Source organism: Salinicola halimionae, assembly GCF_003206065.1.
GTDB lineage: Bacteria > Pseudomonadota > Gammaproteobacteria > Pseudomonadales > Halomonadaceae > Salinicola > Salinicola halimionae.
This window is the reverse complement of the sequence record NZ_PZJQ01000007.1, coordinates 83,333-103,617: the sequence shown is the minus strand read 5'-3', so window position 1 is coordinate 103,617 and position 20,285 is coordinate 83,333. Positions and strand designations below refer to the sequence as shown.

Below are 20,285 nucleotides of genomic sequence, written 5' to 3'. Positions count from 1 at the left end.
GATCAGCCGTAACGGATGCGTTGGCACAGGGTATGGTCGTCGCGCTGGCTAAGCCGCTTCAGTGTCTCTGGCAGATCCCGGAAGTGGCTTTCTCCGCTGATCAGTACATCCAGACAGTCGTGGTTGAGTAGCGACAGGGCGAGAGAGAGCCGCCGCTTGTGATCCCAGCGAGGACGATGGCCGGGCGACACGCTGCCGACCTGGCTCGAACGCAGCGTCAGGCGACGAGCGTGGAAGGCTTCGCCGAGCGGCAGGTTGACCTCGCGGCTGCCGTACCAGCTCATTTCGAGCACGGTCGCTTCGAACCCGGCCAAAGAAAGAGCCGTCTGCAGGCCAGCATCGGAAGCACTGGCATGGATGACCAGATCCTGTTCGGCAGCGGCCGTTTCCGGGGTGCGAAAATCGACGGCCAGAGCATCGCCGAGGAAACGTTTGCGCTCATCGATATCGATCAACTGGACGTGGGCGCCGGGTAACCGAGCACAAAGCCACGCTACCAGAGAGCCGACCACGCCGGCACCGATGACACTGATACGGTCTCCAATGCCGGGAGCGGCATCCCACAAGGCGTTGAGTGCCGTCTCCATGTTGGCGCCGAGGATTGCCCGTTGCGGTGGCACGTCGGCTGGCAGCGGGACAACGTCGTCGACGGTGACGCGGTAATGGGTCTGATGAGGGTGAAGGCAGTAGACATACCGACCGTGCCAGTCGTGAGCGCCCTGTTCGACGACGCCGACATTGGAATAGCCATATTTGACCGGGCCTGGGAACTCGCCGCTTTGAAACGGTGCGCGCATTCGCTGGTATTCACTGACCGGCACCTGGCCGTTGAAAACCAGAGTCTCGCTGCCACGACTGATGGCCGAGTAGCAGGTTCTCACCATCAGGTCGCCGCTGGCACTGAGCTCGGCTTGGCGAATTTCACCGGTACCGTCGCCGAGTGACCAGAAAGCGTGGGCGTAAGGCGTGGTCATTGAAAGCTTCGCTCCATGAAGACAGATATGAGTGGCCGGCTCGCCGTTGTTCGAGTTCGTCTTACTTTAGTTCGTATCGCTTTGGTTCGACGTTATCCTATGAGGGAGTATGGCAGAATGTGACGATTTAGCATTGTACAGATAGTGTACAAATAAAAATCGGCGGATTGAGATTGACTGACATGGCGGTCGCGAGGGGCGTGCCTTCTGGGTGTCGGATTCTCTGTTCGTTCCGGCCGTGGAGCCATTCGTGGATGGCTATGCGTGTCGGTTGAAGCGCGTTTCTCGCAAAAGAGGCAAAGTGCATCCAAACTTGTACGGATCGCGTACCGGATATCGATGGCGACTGCGCCGGACGGGAGTCAGACTACGATCTTGCGATGGGAGGGATCCAGCGATGCGACATTCGTCGGCGCGTATACCGGTGGCGCCTTCACGGCGGTTCCGGTCCATTCGGGGGTGGGTCGAGCTGGCGGCGGGCTTGGCTCTGGTCGCCTTGTTGACCGAATGGGTGCAGTGGGCATTTTCCGCTCCTTTGGGGTTGCGCTTCACCGCGGGCGGGATCTATGTGGCGATCGCCACGGCGGTGCTGTGGGCTTGGCCTGCGTCTCGTCACGGTCTCGGCTGGGCCAATCGCATCACGTTGATCCGTGCCGTACTGATCGCCATCATCGCAGGTGTCGTGGTTTATCCGGATTTTATCCAGCGACATGCCGAGGGTATTGCCGCGTTGGCGTTGCTGGCGTTGTCGCTCGACGGTATCGATGGCTGGGTGGCACGTCGAACCGGCTCGTCGAGCGCATTTGGCGCACGCTTCGATATGGAGCTGGACGCATTTTTCATCGTCGTGCTGTGTACGGCAGTGATTGCCTTGGGCAAGGTCGGCTCTTGGATTCTAGTCATCGGGCTGGCTCGTTACGCGTTCGTGATTGCGGGAATCTATTCGCCCTGGCTCAATCGTGCGCTGCCCGATAGCGTCCTGCGCAAGACGGTCTGCGTCTGGCAGGTGGCGACGTTGATGGTCTGCCTGCTGCCTTTCATCGAACCCGCCTGGGCTAGCGGATTTGCACTGCTGGCGGCGCTGTTGCTGGCGCTCTCCTTCGGTCGGGACATCGTCTGGCTCTGGCGCCGACGGCCTGTCGACGATACCGAATTTTGATCACCTTCGAACGCCAGCGCTTCCTTCTTCCCCCTATTCCTCTTCATGACAAGGAGTCCTCATGGGCCCAATGCGATTGCCTTTACTGACCGCGTCCCTGGCCCTTTTGCTGTCTTCGACGATATCGACGGCGCAAGCCGAGCCCCGACATTTCGAGATCGATCCCGAGCACTTCACCATTGCTTTCATGGTGGAGCACATGGGTTATGAGAATCTGCTGGGCCAGTTTCTGGAAGGCGAGGGCAGTTTCGTCTACGACCGGGAGATGCAGACGTTGAGTTCGGCGGAGATCACGATCCAGACCAACAGCGTTTTCACCAATCTCGACGCTCGTGACCGCCACCTTCGTGAAGACGATTTTCTGGATGCCGACGATTATCCCCGGCTGCATTTCGTGGCCTCTCACTTCGAGCCCTCATCACCGACCACCGGCACGCTCGAGGGGGAGCTCACCATGCTGGGGCATACTGAGCCGGTAACGCTTGATGTGACACTGAACAAGGACGAGGTTTATCCGTTTGGTCATGGACGGCGCACTTTAGGATTGTCGGTTCGAGGTGCTCTCGATCGCAGCGACTGGGGAATGGATTATGGCGTCAACAATGAGATGGTCGGTGATCACGTGACCCTGATCTTCGAACTGGAAGCCGTGCAGCAGGATGACTCGCCTTGATGGCATGATGGCTTTACGATGATCATAAGATCTTCATTATATTTGCCTTTCACTACCAAGGGTTGTCATGGCGCAGGAAGTTTTCACGCTCGTTGGCGAGAGAATAGAGCCCGGGACCCGGCGTCAGGTCGACGTGCCGGTCGCCAAGCTCTACACGCATGCGCCGCTGCATATTCCGGTCGAGGTGGTTCACGGCCGCCAGCCGGGCCCGGTACTGCTGGTCTGTGGCGCGATTCACGGCGACGAGCTGAACGGCGTCGAGATCGTTCGCCGACTACTGAGACTGCCGAACCTTTCGCGCCTGCGGGGCACGTTGATCGCCGTGCCGGTCGTCAACGTCTTCGGCTTCGTGCACCAGTCACGTTATCTGCCGGATCGTCGCGATCTCAACCGCTGCTTCCCGGGGAGCGAAAGCGGCTCGCTGGGCTCGCGTATCGCCGCGTTACTGCGCGAAGAGATGGTTGATCGGGCCACGCATATCATCGACTTGCACACCGGCGCCATCCATCGCACCAATCTGCCGCAGATTCGCTCTCAGCTGCGCCAGAATCTCGAGACCCAGGCCATGGCCGAGGCGTTCGGCGTACCGGTGATTCTGAATGCCGAGCTGCGCGAGGGGAGCCTACGTGAGTACGCCCAGAATCGTGGCGTGCCGGTGCTGACCTACGAGGCTGGCGAGGCGCTGCGTTTCGACGAGTGGGCGATTGCGCCCGGGGTTCGAGGGATTCGACGTGTCATGCGCCTGATCGGCATGCTGCCGGCGGACAGTCGACGGCGTACACCGCCAGCGGCGGAAATTGCCAATGGTTCCAGCTGGGCGAGAGCGCCAATCGATGGCATCCTGCGGCCGCGTGTCAGGCTGGGAGCGCGGGTCGCCAAACAGCAGACACTGGGGGTGGTCGCCGATCCGTTCGGCAATGATGAGGCTCCAGTGGTCGCGAGTGCCGACGGCATCGTTATCGGTATGAGCAATCTGCCGTTGGTCAACGAGGGCGAGGCGCTATTTCACGTCGCTCGCTATGAGGAGATCGATGACGTCGAGAACGCGGTGGAAAGCTTTCAGTCCCGCTACGAGACTTCCGGCTTCTAGATTCCCTGTTTAAAACCTTCCGGTTTCTAAACTACCGGCTTCTAGATCGCTTCAGGTGAGGCTTCCATCAATTTTTGCTCGTCCACCAAGCCGACGGCGTCATCGTAGATCCTGATGCCGGCGCCGTCTCGATGAGCATGTTCCGATAGATGGCGACGGAACCGACGGCCCCCTTTGCAACCCTGGAACAGCCCCAGCAGATGTCGGGTCACGTGGTTGAGCTTGGCGCCTTCGTCGAGCCGCTCGATCACGTAGGGACGAAAGGCGCGGGCGACGTCGTGGCGACTGAAAGTCGGCGCGTTATCGCCATAGAGCATGCTGTCGACCCCGGCCAGCAGCCAGGGGTTCTGGTAGGCTTCGCGGCCGACCATCACGCTATCCGCGCCTGCCGCCAGATGCATCTGGCAAGCTTCCAGCGTCTTCACGCCGCCGTTGATGCCGATATGCAGCGCCGGGTGGTTGGCCTTGAGACGATAGACGCGTTCGTAGTTGAGCGGCGGTACATCGCGATTTTGCTTGGGGGAAAGTCCCTGCAGCCAAGCCTTGCGAGCGTGCACGATGAAGGTCTCGCAACCGGCCGCCGCCACCCGTTCGATGAAGCGCTCGAGATCGGCATCCTCGTCCTGGTCGTCGATACCGATGCGGCACTTCACCGTGACCGGGATCGATACTGCGCGACGCATCGCGGCCACGGCATCGGCGACCTTGTCGGGGTAGGCCATCAGACAGGCGCCAATCATGTTGTTCTGCACCCTATCGCTAGGACAGCCCACGTTGAGATTGACCTCGTCGTAGCCCCATTCTTCGGCAATGACCGCGCACTCTGCCAGCTCCGCAGGATCGCTCCCGCCCAGCTGCAGCGCCAGCGGGTGCTCGACGGCACCATAGCCAAGGAAACGCTCCCGTGGTGAGCCGTGTAGAATCGCGCCAGTGGTTACCATCTCCGTATACAACAGTGCGCGCCGCGTCAGGCAGCGGGCCAGCGCTCTGTAGTCCCTCGTCGTCCATTCCATCATGGGGGCAACGGAGAAGGTACGGTCGAAGGTTGCTGTCGTGGCGTTGGGTTGGCGATGGGTCATGGCGTCAGAGTCATGGTAAAGCTTTTGGTCAAAGCCGTGGTTGAAAGGTATCGTGGTCGAAGAGCATTGTAATCGACGCGGACCGTCTTGGCCCATGGGGCAACGCAACGTCGAAACGGCGCGCGAAAGTGTCGCTTATTTCAGACCGCTTCGCATGGCGCGGCTCAAGCATTGGCGTATGTTCAAGTCATCGAAGCATTGGCCGATAAAGCTTCCATCAGAGGCGGGGCTCGCAAGTTCGCCGCCAACGGTCGGGTCCACTTTCGGCGGCAACAAATCTACCTGACGCCTTTGTCGCTTCCCTGCGACGACTTTGATTCGGTGCGCGGGGTGGCAGCGCCAAGTGTCATCGAGTCGCTTTTTTCCTTGGGCTTCATCGTCAATTTTTTCTCGCACTTCGTTCCGAGTGATGTCTATCGAGAACGGCACTTCGCTTTGTAGCTTGGCAATAAAAGGACGTTTCCCTAATGACGTATATCAATAGCTACGTTTCGGAAAAGACGTATCAAGCGCAGTGATCGGGAAGTACCAACAACAACGGTTATGATTTATCGGAAGCCTATAGAGGAATAACTAAAAGTCTCAAGGTGCCGTTGGGTTTTTTTAACGAGGGAAGTGTTACTAGCCTGTAGTTGGTGCCCGGAGTCGGGGTCGAACCGACACGGAGCGTTAGCTCCGAGGGATTTTAAGTCCCTTGCGTCTACCAATTTCGCCATCCGGGCCGACGACATCCGGTCAATCTTGTCCGGTGGCTTCTTGAAAAACGAAGTACCGGTTACCACGGGAGTAACCGAATCACGCGGATTCGATGTACTAGAGAAGTGGAGGCTGGAGTCGGAATCGAACCGGCGTACACGGAGTTGCAGTCCGCTGCATAACCACTCTGCCATCCAGCCTGATTTCGAGTTACGAGAATCTGTCGTTTGAACTGATCTTTCAGTACAGATGACTTGGATATCTCGGATCGAAATATGCGTTTGGAGCGGGAAAGGAGATCGATGGGGCGGCCATCCGTCGGGTGGCGTTCCAACTTTTTGTCTCGCTATCCGTTTCTTTACACTTTGTGTTTGGAGCGGGAAAGGAGATTCGAACTCCCGACCCTCGCCTTGGCAAGGCGATGCTCTACCACTGAGCTATTCCCGCTGAACACGCCGTCGCATTATAAGGATAAGTGCGTAAGTGTCAAACGCTTATGTCGTTTTTCGGTCAGAGCGAGCGAGTCAGTTCCGGCCACGCCGCCTTGAGATACTGAACCATCGACCACAGCGTCAGGCAGGCCGCTGCATAGAGCAGCACGATGCCTAGATGGGCGATGGAGGAGGCCGGGGGAAAGCCCAGCAGCAGCAGCAGAGAAATCATCTGCAGCGTCGTTTTCGATTTGCCGATCCAGGATACGGCGACTTGCTTGCGTTGGCCGATTTCCGCCATCCACTCACGCAGGGCTGAGATCACGATTTCCCGACCGATGATGACCAGTGCGGGCAGCGTCAGCCACCAAGTCTCGTAACGCTCGATCAGCAGCGCCAGCGCGACCGCCACCATTACCTTGTCCGCGACGGGGTCGAGGAAGGCGCCGAACGGTGTGCTCTGATCCCAGCGCCTGGCCAGATAGCCGTCCAGCCAGTCGGTAATCGCGGCAAGGCCGAACAGCGCCGCCGTCACGAGCAGGCTCCAGCTGTAGGGGATATAGAACAGCACCACCATGAGCGGGATGAACACGATTCTTGCCAGGGTGAGCATGTTGGGAATGTTCATCGTGCCACTAGCATCCTTACTGGGAGGTGAAAGTCGGGCAGTTTACGCCTGATGAGTGTGCTCATCCATGAAGCGCCTGATGAATGGTAGCCGCCATCTGTTCATTGATCCCGGGAACGCGTGATAGATCGTCTCTGGTGGCCTTGCGCACGCCCTGCAGACCTCCGAAAAAGCGTAGCAGCTCCCGGCGACGTTTCGGTCCAACGCCAGGGATATCCTGTAGCGTTGAAGTCCGGCGTTGCTTGTCGCGACGCTGACGATGCCCGGTGATCGCGAAACGGTGTGCCTCGTCGCGAATATGCTGAATCAGATGCAGTGCCGGCGAGCTGGTATCGAGATCGAGTGTGCGGTCCACCGTCTCGATGAACAAGGTTTCCAGGCCGGCCTTGCGAGTGGTGCCCTTGGCGACGCCGATCAGCGCGACCCCGGTGACTTCCAGTTCGACAAGCACTTCTCTGGCCATGTTCAATTGGCCCTTGCCGCCGTCGACGATCAGAATATCGGGCAGTTTGCCCTCGCCTTTCTGCAGGCGCTTGAAGCGACGTGTCAGCGCCTGACGCATTGCCGCGTAGTCGTCACCAGCGGCCACGCCTTCGATATTGAAGCGCCGATAGTCGGATTTGGCGGGCCCGTTCTGATCGAACACCACGCAGGAGGCAACCGTCGCCTCGCCATGGCTATGACTGATGTCGAAACACTCGAGGCGAGCCGGGGGCGCCGGCATGTCCAGCGCGTCGCGCAGTGATTCGAAACGCTTGCCCAATTGACTGCGATTGGCGAGTTGGGTCGCCAGATGCTGCTCGGCGTTGGTAATGGCCAGTTTCCGCCACTGCGCGCGGTGGCCGCGTACCTGTGAGGCGACGCGAATTCGGCGGCCAGCATGCTCGCTCAACGCGGCCTGCAGCAGTTCGCTATCCGTCAATGGATGCGAGGCGATGATCTCGAGCGGAATCTCCTTGGACTGCCCCAGATAGTACTGGCTGACGAATTCGCTGAGTAATTCATTTGCGGCGAGATCCAGGCCGTTGTCGGGCTGATGGTGTCTTGCGCCGAGCATGCGCCCCTGGCGAATGGCAAGCACGCTAATACACAGTCCGCCCGGTTGCTCGGCGAGAGCGAATATGTCTGCATCGCCATCGGCGTTGTCAACGTACTGTTTCTCCTGAAGCCGGCGTAACTGCTGAATCTGATCCCGCAGGCGCGCAGCTTCCTCGAAGTCGAGCGAGTCGCTGGCGCGCTCCATGCTGGCGGTCAGTTGCTGCGTAACCTGCTCGCTACGCCCTTCGAGGCACATCATGGCGTGCTCGACGTCCTGACGGTAATCGGCCTCGCTGATGTAATCGACGCAGGGAGCGCTGCAGCGTTTGATCTGATACTGCAGGCACGGGCGGTGGCGATGCGCAAAGACGCTGTCTTCGCAGTTGCGAATGTGAAAGATCTTCTGCATCAGCGAAAGGCTCTCGCGAACCGCTGTGGAACTCGGGTAGGGACCGAGATAGCGTCCATCACGCCGCTTCTGCCGAACGCGCTTGAACTCTAGCGCGGGGTAGGGGTGCCGGTCGCTGACGAAGACATAGGGATACGACTTATCGTCGCGCAACAATATGTTGTAAGGCGGCCGTAGGTCCTTGATCAAGGTCTGCTCGAGAAGCAAAGCCTCGGTTTCGCTGCGGGTGATCGTGACCTGAATGTCTTCGATTCGCGCGACCAGTGCCTGGGTCTTGGCATTCAGGGCGCCACGGAAATAGCTGGCCAGCCGCGGCTTCAGGCGTTTGGCCTTGCCGACGTAGAGAATGTTGGCATGCTCGTCGAGCATGCGGTAAACGCCCGGCGATTCCGAAACCGACTTCAGGAAGTGCTTGGCATCAAAGCGTGGCGGGGTGTCGATCGGGGATTCGTTCATTCTCGAAGTATATCAAAATCCTGGCAGTACACGCCGAGGTTTGCCGCGATCGAACGGTAACCTGGGTTCATGTTTCAAAGGCGATCACGATGTCGACTCGAAGCCTTCCAGCATCCCGTAGCGGAGGCCGAGATGCGTCAGTTCCACGTCCGACTGCACCTGAAGCTTGTCGAAGATACGGTAGCGGTAGGTGTTGACCGTCTTGGGGCTGAGACAGAGCTGCTCCGAGATACGATTCACTTTCTGACAGTGGATGATCATGGTCGCGATCTGCAATTCGCGGTGCGAAAGCTGATCGAATGGGCTCTGATGTCCTGCGCCACGTGCTAGCACCACTCGCTGTGCGATATCGGGACTGATGAAACGCTCTCCGCTGGCAATGCGGCGTACGGCGTCTATCATCAGGTCCAGTTCGGTGCCCTTGCTGATGAAACCGGTGACGCCGGAATCGATCAGTCGCTGTGCAGTGCTTTCCTCGACCTGACCGGTAAGTACGACGATTCGAATGGCGGGTTGCGTCTTGAGCAGCTTCAAAATCGTTTCCAGACCACCGATTCCCGGCATGCGAATATCGATCATCGCAATATCCGGCTCGTGGTCCCGACAGCCTTGCAACGCGCTCTCTCCGCTGTCGGCTTCGGCAACGATCTCGATGTCAGGCTCGCTGGCCAATACGCGAGCAATACTCGTACGCACCAGATGATGGTCGTCGGCTACCAATACCCTGATCAAGGTGACTCCTGAATTCTGCCGTTGCCCTCGAAACTGCTTATATAGGCGACTGAGTTTAGCGCCCACCATTGGCTCGTTGAACACGCCGTTCCTGCATGGGCTGGTTAAGCGCTAGCGTCCAAAGCCTTTGCGTCAACATCCGCCTAGATGGAGCCTTCGTGGCAGTGGGGACCGCTGCATCGGTATTCTGAGATGTCCGATTTTGCTCTGATGTTAATGAGTGTGACAGATTCTCGGACCATATGCTCCATAATCGGCTTTGGGATTTGCGCTCGGCAAACGGATGCGGGGTGCTTGTGCTCCAGAGTGGGGAGATGCCGGTATTAGGGATTACCTAGGGGGTTGACCTCGAGTTTGAGGCCTTCTATAGTGCGTCGCGTCCTGCGGGACAGCAGTAGTTATCAGGGGCCTTAGCTCAGCTGGGAGAGCGCAACACTGGCAGTGTTGAGGTCAGCGGTTCGATCCCGCTAGGCTCCACCAAGAATGCTTTCGAATGAGCCGCTTGGCGCTAACGCGTCGAGCGGCTTTTTCGTATTCTCCAATTGAGTTTCAAGATGATTCAGAGAGATGGGCTCACGGGGACACCCGCATTTGGCGAAGGCTGGCAAAGTTCTCTCGCCCAGGTTCCCGGCTCTAGTTTCCAATCTGAATTAGCCTAATTATTCTCGGTTCTTCGTCTTTTTGCTCCGTTGCACGTCTCTCACAATGTTGCATGCCGCGAACGCGACAGCGATTCGTGTCGAGCAGCCAAAAGTGTTGCGGGGAGTAGAGATGCAAGAGTTCATTTTTGATGTAGCAATCAGACCGAAGTTTTCGTCCCCGCAGCGCTGGGAGGCGTTGATGCCCGCCTTGCCAGGGCTGACGGCAGAGGCGGCAAGCGACATGGCGGCATTCGAGCAGCTCCATGATCGGATCATTCCTTACCTGGCACGACGACTCGCGGGTGGCGAAGGCGTTCCCCAGCAGTCTCGAACCGGTCAATACCTCGGTAACTACGGCTTGGTTTTCTGGCAATTCCTGTGCGTACGACTGGGTCCTCTGAGGGCTGGGCAGGCCGCGGTCGAGCCTATTTTTCCCGATATCGACGAACTACTGATGCATCTTGAGGGGTACCTCGTCGAGGACCAGCCGGTGTGAGATTGAGTATGAGGTGTAGACAGTGAGGTACAGAGCAGGGAGCGTCAGGAAAAGCCTGCGCCGACAACCCCGTGTGACCAATTGACAGGTCAAGTCGCCAAGCGGCAATATGTCGGACATGAACATGAGCCCAACGCACAGACTGAACCAGTGGTGGTGGCGCCTTTGACCCAAGGGCGGCATGCCGACGTCTGTAGACTGACGTCCGAAAAGAATGCCGTCCCTCGGGGCGGCATTTTTCGTTTGTCTGTTGCGCTCCGTGGGGTTGGCATAGGTGACATGGTCGACTTGGATAATGTCTTGGGTAACGAATTGCAGCCAATGCTCGATCTGCTAGTGATATCAGGAGCTTGAATCTATGTCTGTCCTCATGATCGATAACTACGACAGCTTTACCTTCAACATCGTCCAGTATCTGGGTGAGTTGGGCGCAGAGGTGATTACGGTGCGCAACGATGAAGTGGATCTTGCTGACCTCGAGCGCCATGCGCCCACTCATCTGGTGGTTTCGCCGGGGCCGTGCACGCCCAATGAAGCGGGTATTTCCATGGAGGCGATTCGGCACTTTGCCGGAAAGCTGCCGATATTGGGTGTTTGCCTGGGCCATCAGGCCATCGGTCAGGTATATGGTGGCGACGTGATTCGTGCGCCGCAGGTCATGCATGGCAAGACGTCTCGGATCCGTCATCGAGGGCAGGGTGTCTTCGAGGGACTCGAGGATCCGTTGGAAGTGACGCGCTACCACTCGCTGGTCGTAGACGAAGAGACACTACCGGCTTGTCTTGAAGTCACGGCGTGGGTCGACGACGATGATCCGACCCCGGGGCTGATCATGGGTTTGAAGCACAAGACGCTCGACATCGAAGGGGTGCAATTTCATCCTGAGTCGATTCTGTCTCGCCAGGGGCACGAACTGCTGGCCAATTTCTTGAAACGGCGTGCCTGATCTGAAACAGCTGGCCGGGATAGGCGAGGAACTACTCATGCAAATGCGGGACGCGATTAGCGCAGTCATGCGCGGTCAAAACCTCAGTTACGAAGATACTCATGCCGTGATGCAGGCCATCATGACCGGCGAGGCTACCGAGTCTCAGATCGGCGGCTTCTTGATCGGACTGGCGATGAAAGGAGAGACCGCCGACGAGATCACGGCCGCCGCACAGGTGATGCGTGAACTCATGCAGCCGGTCTCCATCCGTTGCGACAACATCGTCGATATCGTCGGCACCGGCGGTGATGGCGCCAATTTGTTCAATGTTTCCACGGCATCGAGTTTCGTCGTCGCGGCGGCCGGTGGTCACGTCGCCAAACATGGCAATCGCGGTGTCTCCTCTTCTGCCGGTAGCGCCGATCTGTTCGACGTGGCCGGAATCTATCTCGACCTGGATGCGGCGACGATCGCGCGCTGCATCGAGCAGGTCGGCGTCGGCTTCATGTTCGCGCCACGGCATCACCAGGCGATGCGTCATGCCATTGGCCCGCGTCGCGAGATGGGCGTGCGCACGGTGTTCAACATTCTCGGGCCGCTGACCAACCCGGCCGGCGCGCCCAATCAGCTGTTGGGCGTCTACGCACCGCATCTCGTCCCGCTGGTGGCGGAATCACTGCGCAAGCTGGGCAGCGAACACGTCCTGGTAGTCCATGCCGAGGATGGGCTCGACGAAATTTCCGTGGCATCGCCGACGCGGGTTGCCGAGCTCCGCGATGGCGAAATCCGCGAGTACACCATCACGCCGGAGGAACTGGGTATCGAACGGCAATCGCTCGAAGCTCTCAAGGTCGTGACCGCCGAAGACAGCCTCAAGCTGGTCAAGGAGGCTCTGGTCGGCAAGGGCACGGCCGGGGATATCGTTGCGCTCAACGCCGGTGCGGCGCTATATGCCTCCGGCGTGTCGGATTCACTTAAGGAAGGCGTGCTGATGGCTCAGGATGCACAGGCTTCCAAGCTCCCGCTGGAGAAGCTCAAGGAGCTCTCCGATTTTACTCGCGTCTTTGCTGACTAGGCTTTGTCTGAACGAAGTCGAACGACTAAAGCCATATGAACCGTAGCCGGCCGAACAAGCTCAACAGGAAACCCACGATGACCGATGCCGCCGATAGTGAACTTCCGACCATTCTGGCCAAGATTCTGACGCGCAAGCGTGAGGAGATCGCCGAGCGTCGTTTGAATATCAGCGAGCAGGGCTGGCTCGATCGGGCTCAATCTCAGAGCGCACCGCGTGGCTTCGTGGCTGCTCTCAAAGCATGTATCGAGGGTGGCGATCCGGCGGTGATTGCCGAGATCAAGAAAGCGTCCCCCTCCAAGGGAGTCATTCGTGAAGATTTTCGGCCGACGGAGATCGCCGTCGATTACGCGTCGGCGGGCGCCAGCTGCCTGTCGGTGTTGACCGATGCCGATTACTTTCAGGGGCACGAAGACGATTTGATCGCCGTTCGGAACGCTTGCGAGCTGCCGGTGATCCGCAAGGATTTCATCATCGATGGCTATCAGATCGCCGAAGCGAGGGGAATCGGCGCCGACTGCATTCTGTTGATCGTGGCGGCGTTGAGCGACGCACAGCTAAAGGATCTTCACCAGCAGGCGACAGCGCTCGGGTTGGACGTGCTGGTCGAGGTACACGACATCTTCGAGCTCGAGCGAGCGTTGATGCTGGATCTTCCGCTGATCGGCATCAACAATCGTGATCTGCGGACGTTCGAAACCTCGCTCGATACCACCTTCGAGCTCCTCAAGCGCATTCCGCAGGGCGTGACGGTCGTCACCGAATCCGGTATCAATACCCGGGACGATGTCGAGCGCATGCGGGAATTCGATGTCAATGCCTTCCTGGTGGGGGAGGCATTCATGCGCGAGGAAGAGCCCGGTAGCGCGCTACGCCGGATGTTCTTTTAGCGCAACCTGAGCACTCGCTGACGGGTAACAATCAAACGCCGCGAACCGAATGTAATTCGGGCGCGGCGTTCGCCATCCTATCGATAGAAACCTGATTGCCTGATATCTGGGCATCAGAATTCTGGCGAGTCCGGAAAGATCAGGCTGATCAGGGTGTCGCCGGCTTTGGGCGTCAGCGGCTTGTCGGCGGTGGCGATACGGATGCGACCGCTGGTCGAGAGCGTGAACAGCGTCAACAGCCGATCGCGATGGATGCGCCGATAGTCGTCGATGTCGAAGCTATCGCTGATCTTGGCGTGACGAACGACGGCGCCCTGAGAGATCAGGCTGGATAGCCGGGTGAAGGTGGTATTGCCGTCGAACAGCAGTGGCAGGTGGGCCAGTGCCTGTTGATGGTGGCGCCGCGCGCTGCGCGATGATTCGACGGCCAGGCGAAACACCTTGCCATGACCCAGGATATGCTCGAAGTGCAGCGCGGCGAGGTTGTTGAGCTCGCGATAGGGCGACAGCGGCAGCAGGTGGCCGAGACCGGCCAGGCCCAGATGCTGGGAGGCGTGCTCCGACAACGGATTGCCGTAGTAGATGGGCAGATTGGCCATTCGCGCTTCCTGAATCGCATCCCAGTTGTGATCGCACAGGCGCACCGCGAAGCCGGCTTCCTGCAGGGCGCTGCCCAGGGCTCTGGCGACCGGGTTGGCGCCGATGACCAGAAAGCCCGACGCCCTCGGCGCATTGACCTTCAAGAGCCGGGCCAGGGGCCGCGAAAACAGGCTCTGGACGACGACGGTGCTGATGATCACCAGAAACGTGATCGGTACCAGCAGCTCGGCCCCGGGCACTTCCAGGGCTTCGAGTCGTATCGCGAACAGCGATGCCACCGCCGCCGCGACGATACCGCGCGGGGAAAGCCACGCCAGCAAGGCCTTTTCCCGCCAGTTGAGCGAGCTACCCCAGGTGCACAGCCACACAGCCAGCGGACGCGCCACCCACACCAGAATGGCCAGAAACACCCAGGCTTCCCACGACAGCAGTCCCAGCTGCTCGAGACTCAGGCGTGCCGCCAGCAGAATGAACAGTCCCGAGATCAGCAGGATCGACAGCGTCTCCTTGAATTCCAGGATCGGTTGCGTCGGCACGCCACGCATGTTGGCCATCCATACGCCCATGACGGTCACTGTCAGCAGACCGGATTCATGGAACAGCTGATTGGAGAGGGTGAACAGCGTCAGCATGATCATCAGGGTGCCGAAGCTGTGGAGACGCTGCGGCAGCCAGTAATGACGCAGCACGCTGCCCCACAGGTAGCCGCCTGCGGTACCTAGCCCGAAGCCGATCACCGCCGTCTGGGCAAAACTGATCAGGGTGTGGGCGGCGGCGCCGTTGGAGAGTCCCAGCGAGACGAATTCATAGACCAGCACGGCACCGATGGCGCCGATCGGATCGATCAGAATGCCTTCCCAGCGCAGAATCTGGCTGACGTGTTCGCGGGCACGAAGCGTCTGCAGCATCGGCAGTACCACGGTCGGCCCGGTAACCACCAGCAGGGCGCCCAGCACGCTGGCCATTTCCCACGACAATCCCAAGATGAGATGAGCGGCGGCGATCGCGATCAGCGCGGTGATCAGCGCGCCCCAGGTCACCAGCCGGCTGACGGTCCGGCCATGGCCGCGCAGCTCACGAAAGTCGAGCGTCAGCGCCCCCTCGAACAGGATCACCGCCACCGCCAGCGACACTAACGGAAACAGCAGCTCGCCGAGCACCGCGTCGGGTTCGAGCACGCCGGTCATCGGACCCACGACGATGCCGGCTATCAGCAGCGGTAAAATAGCCGGGACACGCAGTTGCCAGGCGACCCACTGACAGATCAGCGCCAGCAGGCCGATGCCGGTCAGCGCTAGGGCGGCATTTTCCATGGCAGTCTCTCCGGGCCGGGGCAAAAGGCGCGCAGACTAGCCGGGGCATGCGATGGATGCAATGCCGAACGACACCGGAGACGGGACTTTCAGGGTGTGGCAGTTTGTCGCCGGACCCAGCTGACGATATCCGCCTGACCCATGGCGCCGGCTTGCCGGGCGATCTCGCGACCGCCGCGAAACAGAATCAGCGTGGGAATACTGCGGATGCCATAGCGTGACGCAACATCGGTGTCGGCTTCGGTATCCAGCTTGGCCAGGCGGATCTGCGGCTCGAGCTCACCGGCAGCCTTGGCGAATCCCGGTGCCATCGCTTTGCACGGCCCACACCAGTCGGCCCAGAAATCGACCAGCAGCGGAAGATCGCTGCGCGTCAGGTGGCGATCGAAGTTGGCGGAATCCAGCGCCAACGGTTCGCCGGCGAACAGTGGGTTATGGCACTGCCCGCAGTTGGGACTGTCCGTCAGGCGCGCGTTGGCGACCCGATTGACGGCGTGGCAGTGGGGGCAGACGACGTGTTGGGCTTCGGACATGGCGAGACGAGCTCCGGATGAAAGGATTGCCGCCGAGCATAGATGAAGAAGAGTACGGTTGCTCGGGTGATCGACGGCCGTTGAGTCATGCGGTTTCGGGGTACCGCTTCAGATGTACCGCGCTCACGTGTCGCAACTTCAGCGCAGCGTGATCAGTCGGCCGCCGTAGCCGATGAACACGACACCAGCGCAGCGTTCGATCCAGTGCCGCGTGCGCCGATACAGGGCGCGCAGCCGCGGCGTGGTAGAGGCGAGTGCGATCAAGCTGTACCAGCACACGGAGACCGCCAGCATCGCGGCGATACAGATGATGCCCATCCATGCCGGTGCATGGGCCGGCAGCGTCGAGGCGAACAGACTGCTCACGAACAGCGCCGTCTTCGGGTTCGAGGCGCCGGTGAGCACGCCTCGGCGATAGACCTGACCACCGGATAGCCCGGGATGCGTGTGGATCGCCTCATCGCCCGCGCCGCGGAAGCTGTGCAGAATCAGTCGTCCGCCGAGAAACAGCAGATAGGCACCACCGACCAGTTTGAGCGTGAGGTAGAGCCACGGCGCCAGCGCAAACAGCAGGGCAATGCCGAAATAGCCGAACAGCCCCCAGGCGAATGTACCCGTGGCGAGCCCGGTGACGGCGATCATCGCTGCACGGCGCCCGTGTACGATCCCCGTCTGCAGCGTCAGAAAGAAGTTAGGTCCCGGGGTGACGGCAGCTACTGTCCAGATGGCGATGAAATTGACCAGAACCCAGTTGCTCGACATGAAGCGTGCTCCTATTCAGTGAAGCGACAGGCCAGAACGTAAAGCCACGGGCCAGAACGTAAAGCCACGGGCCAGAACGTAAAGCCACGGGCCAGAACGTAAAGCGACAGGCCTGGGTCGACGAAGTATGGCACGAGATCGACGGTTGCTGACGGCCGCCGATGGCTTACCGCCTCGTCTCAACGTCAAGACATGGCGCTGGCGATCCTGACGTGCTTCAGCAGCGCCTGCAGCGGATGCGGCAGTATCTGATCGGAGAGTCGCTTGACCTGACTGCGACAGGAGTAGCCGGTGGCCAGCAGTCGACCTGAATGGGCATCGTCCTCCACCGGTGCGCGCCATGAGAGATCGTAGATCTTTTCCGACGTCTCGCGATGGCGGGCTTCATGACCGTAAGTGCCTGACATGCCGCAGCAGCCGGTGGCAACGAGATCCAGTGTGAGCCCGAAACGCGCGAACAGTTGCTGCCACGCCTTGGGGCTGCCCGGTGCGTTGGTTTTCTCGGTGCAGTGGCTCATCAGCCGATACCCGGGATCGACGGATTCGAGAGCGTCGGCGCTGAAATCCGGCGGCAGGATCGACGGCCCCAGCGACAGCAGCCACTCCTGCAGCAGCAGGACTTCCGGTACCGCTTGCGGCCCCAATGTCTTGATGTACTCCTGTCGATAGGTGAGCGTCATCGCGGGATCGATGCCCACCAGCGGCACGCCGAAACGGGCGAGCGCCCTGAGTCCGGCGGCCTGCTTTTCGGCCGTGCTCGCGAAGCGACCGAGGAATCCCTGCACCTGTAGCGGTTTGCCGTTGGGCTGGAACGGGGCGACGAACACCCGGATATCGAGCCGTGACAGCAGTTCGACCACGTCCATCACCAGCCGCGACTCGAAGTGGCTGGTGAAGGCGTCCTGGACCAGCACCACGCTGCGCTCTTTCTGCGATTCGGTCAGCCCGCCCAGCGTCAGCGGCGTGGCCTCGGCGATACCCCTGGCATCGAGCATCTTCTTGAGGCTGGCGCGGGAGAGCTTCGGGCCATCGACGATGCCGATGCCTTTCGCCATGAAGCGGTCGACCAGACGATTGTCGAGCAGCGCATTGTAGAGCGGCGCCACCGGTTGCAGATGCGGAACGACGAACTCCAGCCCACCGATCAGGTAGTCGCGCAGCGGCCGCGCGTAGCGACTGTGGTAGCTCTCCAGAAAGCGCGAGCGAAAGTCCGGCACGTCGACCTTGATCGGACACTGGCCGGCGCAGGACTTGCAGGCCAGGCAACCGGCCATGGCGTCGTAGACCTGATGCGAGAAATCGTCCTCTCCCCGGCGTCGGGCCATCGAGCGCTGGAGTTTGCCCGGCTGGGCGGCGAGCCAGGTGCCGAAGCCGCCCCGGCGCTGCGCCTGAGCGACCTCGAGGACGTCGACCCCAGCATTGCCCTGGCGGCGAAGCCACTCCCGCATCAGACTGGCACGTCCCTTGGGAGAATGGACGCGCTCGCGAGTCGCCTTCCACGACGGGCACATGGCGTCATCGGGATCGTAGTTGTAGCAGGCGCCGTTGCCGTTGCAGTAGACCGCGCTGGCATTCTCCTGCCACACCCGTTCGTCGATCTGACGATCCAGCTCGCCCCGCGTCGTCACCCCATCGATCGCCAGCAGCCCGGGATCGTGGCCGTCGACGATACCGATCTCGGCTGACCAGGCTCTCGACGCTGCGGATTGCGTGGCGGTCTCATTTGCGCTGCCCGCGGCTTCGGGCGGGATGGAAAGACCCTCGGCCTCGGGAGGGCTAAAAAGCGGCGGGATGGAAAGAGGCGTCGCGATCTTGCCCGGGTTGAACTGGTTGTAGGGATCGAATGCGGCTTTCACCCGCTGCAGGGCCGGGTAGAGCTCGCCGAAGAAACGCGGCGAGTATTCCGAACGCACGCCCTTGCCGTGTTCGCCCCACAGCAACCCGCCGTAGCGCTGGGTGAGTGCCGCAACCTGATCGGATATCTCGCGAATCAGCCGCGCCTGAGCCGGGTCCTTCATGTCGATGGCGGGGCGCACGTGAAGCACGCCGGCATCGACGTGGCCGAACATGCCGTACTCAAGGCCGCGCTTGTCGAGCAACTGGCGGAACTCGGCGATATAGTCGGCCAGGCATTCCGGCGGCACCGCGGTGTCCTCGACGAACGGGATCGGGCGTTTTTCGCCCTTGGCATCGACCCTGGCATTGCCGAGCAGGCCCACCGCGCGCTTGCGCATCGCGTAGACCCGGCCGATCTGCGGGCGGCCCTCGGCCAAGGTATAGCCGAGCCGTTCGACGCTGGCGTCCGCGCCCAGATGATCGGTGAAGGCCTGCACGCGCCCGGCCAGTCGTGCCGGGTCGTCGTCGTTGAACTCGACCAGATTGATGCCGCGAATCGGAGCGCCTCGATCACCATTGTCATCAACGACGGCAGGGAAAAATTCAGCCACGCTATCCCAGACGAAATCCTCCATGGCCAGCTGCAACACGCGATCGTCGATCGTCTCGATCGAGGTCGGATTGCCCTCGGATATCAGCGCCTTGGCATCGCGCAAAGCGTCCATGAAACCGGCGTAGCGCACGTTGACCAGCGTCGAATGCTTGGGCAGCGGCAGCACGTTGAGCGTCGCCTCGTTGAGCAGCGCCAACGAGCCTTCCGAGCCACACAGCACGCTGTTGAGATCGAAACGGCCATCGTCGTCCGTCAAATGCGCCAGATCGTAGCCGGTCAGACAACGGTTGAGCGGAGGGAAGGTCTCCACGATGCGTTCGCGCTCCGTGGACGCGATCTCGCTGACCGCGCGATAGATTTCGCCACGACGATCGTCGCCACTACAGGCCTCTGACAGGGTCGCGTCGTCCAGCGGCCAGCTCTCGAAACGTTCGCCGCCCGGCAGCACGATATCGAGTCCGAGGACGTGGTTGCGCGTCTTGCCGTACTCGCAGCTGCCCTGACCGCTGGCATCGGTGGAGATCATGCCGCCGATTGTGGCGCGATTGGAGGTCGAGAGTTCCGGGGCGAAGAACAGCCCGTGGGGCTTGAGCGCGGCGTTCAACTGATCCTTGACCACCCCCGCTTGAACTCGCACGCGCTGATTGTCGACGTCGATCTCGAGGATCCGGTTCATGTGGCGTGAAACATCCACCACCAGCCCGTCGGTCAGCGACTGACCGTTGGTGCCGGTGCCGCCGCCACGCGGGGCGAGCACAACATCGCGATACGTCTCGCGGCCGATCAGCCGGGCGATCAGCTCGAGATCCTGGGCGTCGCGTGGATAGAGAACTGCCGCCGGCTGACGCTGGTAGATCGAATTGTCGGTGGCCAGTACGGTGCGGTTGGCGGCGTCATCGCCGATATCGCCGNNGGCGATATCGGCGAGGAATCGGCGATAGCGCTCGGGAAGTGTTGGTTCGGCGCTGGCCGGGTCAAGGCGTGTAATCATCGTCATGCATCAAGCCATCACGTCGGGCCGGTCAGGCGGCCGTCTCCGGGTGGATTTCCATCCGGCAGTTTGTCGGTTCACGGCGTCGAGGGCGCTGGAGAGCCGGGTCTTGGCGCCTCGGAAGTTGAGGAGCCGGTTCATGGCGCTGTCGGTGCTCTGGGGCAATAGTTTAGCGTGCCGGACGGGGATGTGACACGAATCCCGGGTGGCGCCATGGTGCCGGGGTGGGGTTTTCCCTACAA

At 60.5% G+C, this 20,285-nt stretch carries 16 protein-coding genes and 4 tRNA genes; 8 read left to right on the top strand and 12 right to left on the bottom strand.

Features of this window, described 5'->3' with window-relative positions; all coding sequences use genetic code 11:
• Positions 1-2: 2 nt before the first annotated feature.
• Entirely contained in the window at positions 3-974 is a 972-nt protein-coding gene (locus tag DOM27_RS17455; protein ID WP_110658116.1) for a zinc-dependent alcohol dehydrogenase, read from the bottom strand.
• A 397-nt stretch (positions 975-1,371) separates the two neighbouring features.
• On the opposite strand from DOM27_RS17455, the gene DOM27_RS17450 reads away from it, so the two are divergent.
• From DOM27_RS17450 to DOM27_RS17440, 3 genes are all read left to right on the top strand, one after another.
• On the top strand, positions 1,372-2,133 hold the full coding sequence (locus DOM27_RS17450) for a CDP-alcohol phosphatidyltransferase family protein (protein WP_110658115.1): 762 nt from the start codon (positions 1,372-1,374) through the stop codon (positions 2,131-2,133).
• Positions 2,134-2,194: 61 nt separating this feature from the next.
• On the top strand, positions 2,195-2,806 hold the full coding sequence (locus tag DOM27_RS17445; RefSeq protein WP_110658113.1) for a YceI family protein: 612 nt from the start codon (positions 2,195-2,197) through the stop codon (positions 2,804-2,806).
• A 67-nt stretch (positions 2,807-2,873) separates the two neighbouring features.
• Positions 2,874-3,896: a succinylglutamate desuccinylase/aspartoacylase family protein gene (locus tag DOM27_RS17440; RefSeq protein ID WP_110658111.1), complete on the top strand. Its 1,023-nt coding sequence runs from the start codon at positions 2,874-2,876 to the stop codon at positions 3,894-3,896.
• A gap of 41 nt (positions 3,897-3,937) precedes the next feature.
• Here the strand turns inward: DOM27_RS17440 and dusA are convergent, their stop codons facing one another.
• The 7 genes from dusA to DOM27_RS17400 all read right to left on the bottom strand — a co-directional run bounded on the left by dusA (position 3,938) and on the right by DOM27_RS17400 (position 9,365).
• On the bottom strand, positions 3,938-4,975 hold the full coding sequence (gene dusA, locus DOM27_RS17435) for a tRNA dihydrouridine(20/20a) synthase DusA (RefSeq protein ID WP_110658109.1): 1,038 nt from the start codon (positions 4,973-4,975) through the stop codon (positions 3,938-3,940).
• A 633-nt stretch (positions 4,976-5,608) separates the two neighbouring features.
• Positions 5,609-5,697 (bottom strand) — tRNA-Leu (locus DOM27_RS17425).
• A 100-nt stretch (positions 5,698-5,797) separates the two neighbouring features.
• A tRNA-Cys gene (locus DOM27_RS17420) sits at positions 5,798-5,871 on the bottom strand.
• A gap of 172 nt (positions 5,872-6,043) precedes the next feature.
• Positions 6,044-6,118 (bottom strand) — tRNA-Gly (locus DOM27_RS17415).
• 63 nt (positions 6,119-6,181) lie between these two features.
• Positions 6,182-6,730: a CDP-diacylglycerol--glycerol-3-phosphate 3-phosphatidyltransferase gene (gene pgsA / locus DOM27_RS17410; RefSeq protein ID WP_110658105.1), complete on the bottom strand. Its 549-nt coding sequence runs from the start codon at positions 6,728-6,730 to the stop codon at positions 6,182-6,184.
• 61 nt (positions 6,731-6,791) lie between these two features.
• Complete coding sequence (gene uvrC, locus DOM27_RS17405) at positions 6,792-8,633, bottom strand: excinuclease ABC subunit UvrC (protein WP_110658103.1); 1,842 nt, start codon at positions 8,631-8,633, stop codon at positions 6,792-6,794.
• An 84-nt stretch (positions 8,634-8,717) separates the two neighbouring features.
• The gene (locus DOM27_RS17400; protein ID WP_110658101.1) at positions 8,718-9,365 is read right to left on the bottom strand and encodes a response regulator; all 648 of its coding nucleotides are present in this window, start codon (positions 9,363-9,365) and stop codon (positions 8,718-8,720) included.
• A gap of 404 nt (positions 9,366-9,769) precedes the next feature.
• On the opposite strand from DOM27_RS17400, the gene DOM27_RS17395 reads away from it, so the two are divergent.
• The 5 genes from DOM27_RS17395 (at position 9,770) to trpC (ending at position 13,395) form a co-directional block, all read left to right on the top strand.
• Positions 9,770-9,845 (top strand) — tRNA-Ala (locus tag DOM27_RS17395).
• A gap of 291 nt (positions 9,846-10,136) precedes the next feature.
• Positions 10,137-10,502, top strand: a complete 366-nt coding sequence (locus DOM27_RS17390) for a hypothetical protein (RefSeq protein WP_110658099.1) — start codon at positions 10,137-10,139, stop codon at positions 10,500-10,502.
• Positions 10,503-10,860: 358 nt separating this feature from the next.
• Positions 10,861-11,448, top strand: a complete 588-nt coding sequence (locus DOM27_RS17385; protein WP_110658097.1) for an anthranilate synthase component II — start codon at positions 10,861-10,863, stop codon at positions 11,446-11,448.
• Between the two features lie 37 nt (positions 11,449-11,485).
• On the top strand, positions 11,486-12,505 hold the full coding sequence (trpD, locus tag DOM27_RS17380; protein ID WP_110658095.1) for an anthranilate phosphoribosyltransferase: 1,020 nt from the start codon (positions 11,486-11,488) through the stop codon (positions 12,503-12,505).
• A gap of 77 nt (positions 12,506-12,582) precedes the next feature.
• Entirely contained in the window at positions 12,583-13,395 is an 813-nt protein-coding gene (gene trpC / locus DOM27_RS17375) for an indole-3-glycerol phosphate synthase TrpC (RefSeq protein ID WP_110658093.1), read from the top strand.
• A gap of 113 nt (positions 13,396-13,508) precedes the next feature.
• Here trpC and DOM27_RS17370 read toward each other — a convergent pair whose 3' ends face one another.
• From DOM27_RS17370 to DOM27_RS17355, 4 genes are all read right to left on the bottom strand, one after another.
• Positions 13,509-15,308 carry a cation:proton antiporter gene (locus DOM27_RS17370; RefSeq protein WP_110658091.1) on the bottom strand — a complete coding sequence of 600 codons (1,800 nt, stop codon included), beginning with the start codon at positions 15,306-15,308 and terminating at the stop codon, positions 13,509-13,511.
• 89 nt (positions 15,309-15,397) lie between these two features.
• Positions 15,398-15,841 carry a thioredoxin TrxC gene (gene trxC, locus DOM27_RS17365; RefSeq protein ID WP_110658089.1) on the bottom strand — a complete coding sequence of 148 codons (444 nt, stop codon included), beginning with the start codon at positions 15,839-15,841 and terminating at the stop codon, positions 15,398-15,400.
• A gap of 138 nt (positions 15,842-15,979) precedes the next feature.
• The gene (locus DOM27_RS17360; protein WP_110658087.1) at positions 15,980-16,603 is read right to left on the bottom strand and encodes a LysE family translocator; all 624 of its coding nucleotides are present in this window, start codon (positions 16,601-16,603) and stop codon (positions 15,980-15,982) included.
• A 185-nt stretch (positions 16,604-16,788) separates the two neighbouring features.
• Positions 16,789-20,043, bottom strand: a complete 3,255-nt coding sequence (locus DOM27_RS17355) for an FAD-binding and (Fe-S)-binding domain-containing protein (protein ID WP_110658251.1) — start codon at positions 20,041-20,043, stop codon at positions 16,789-16,791.
• Positions 20,044-20,285: the final 242 nt, after the last annotated feature.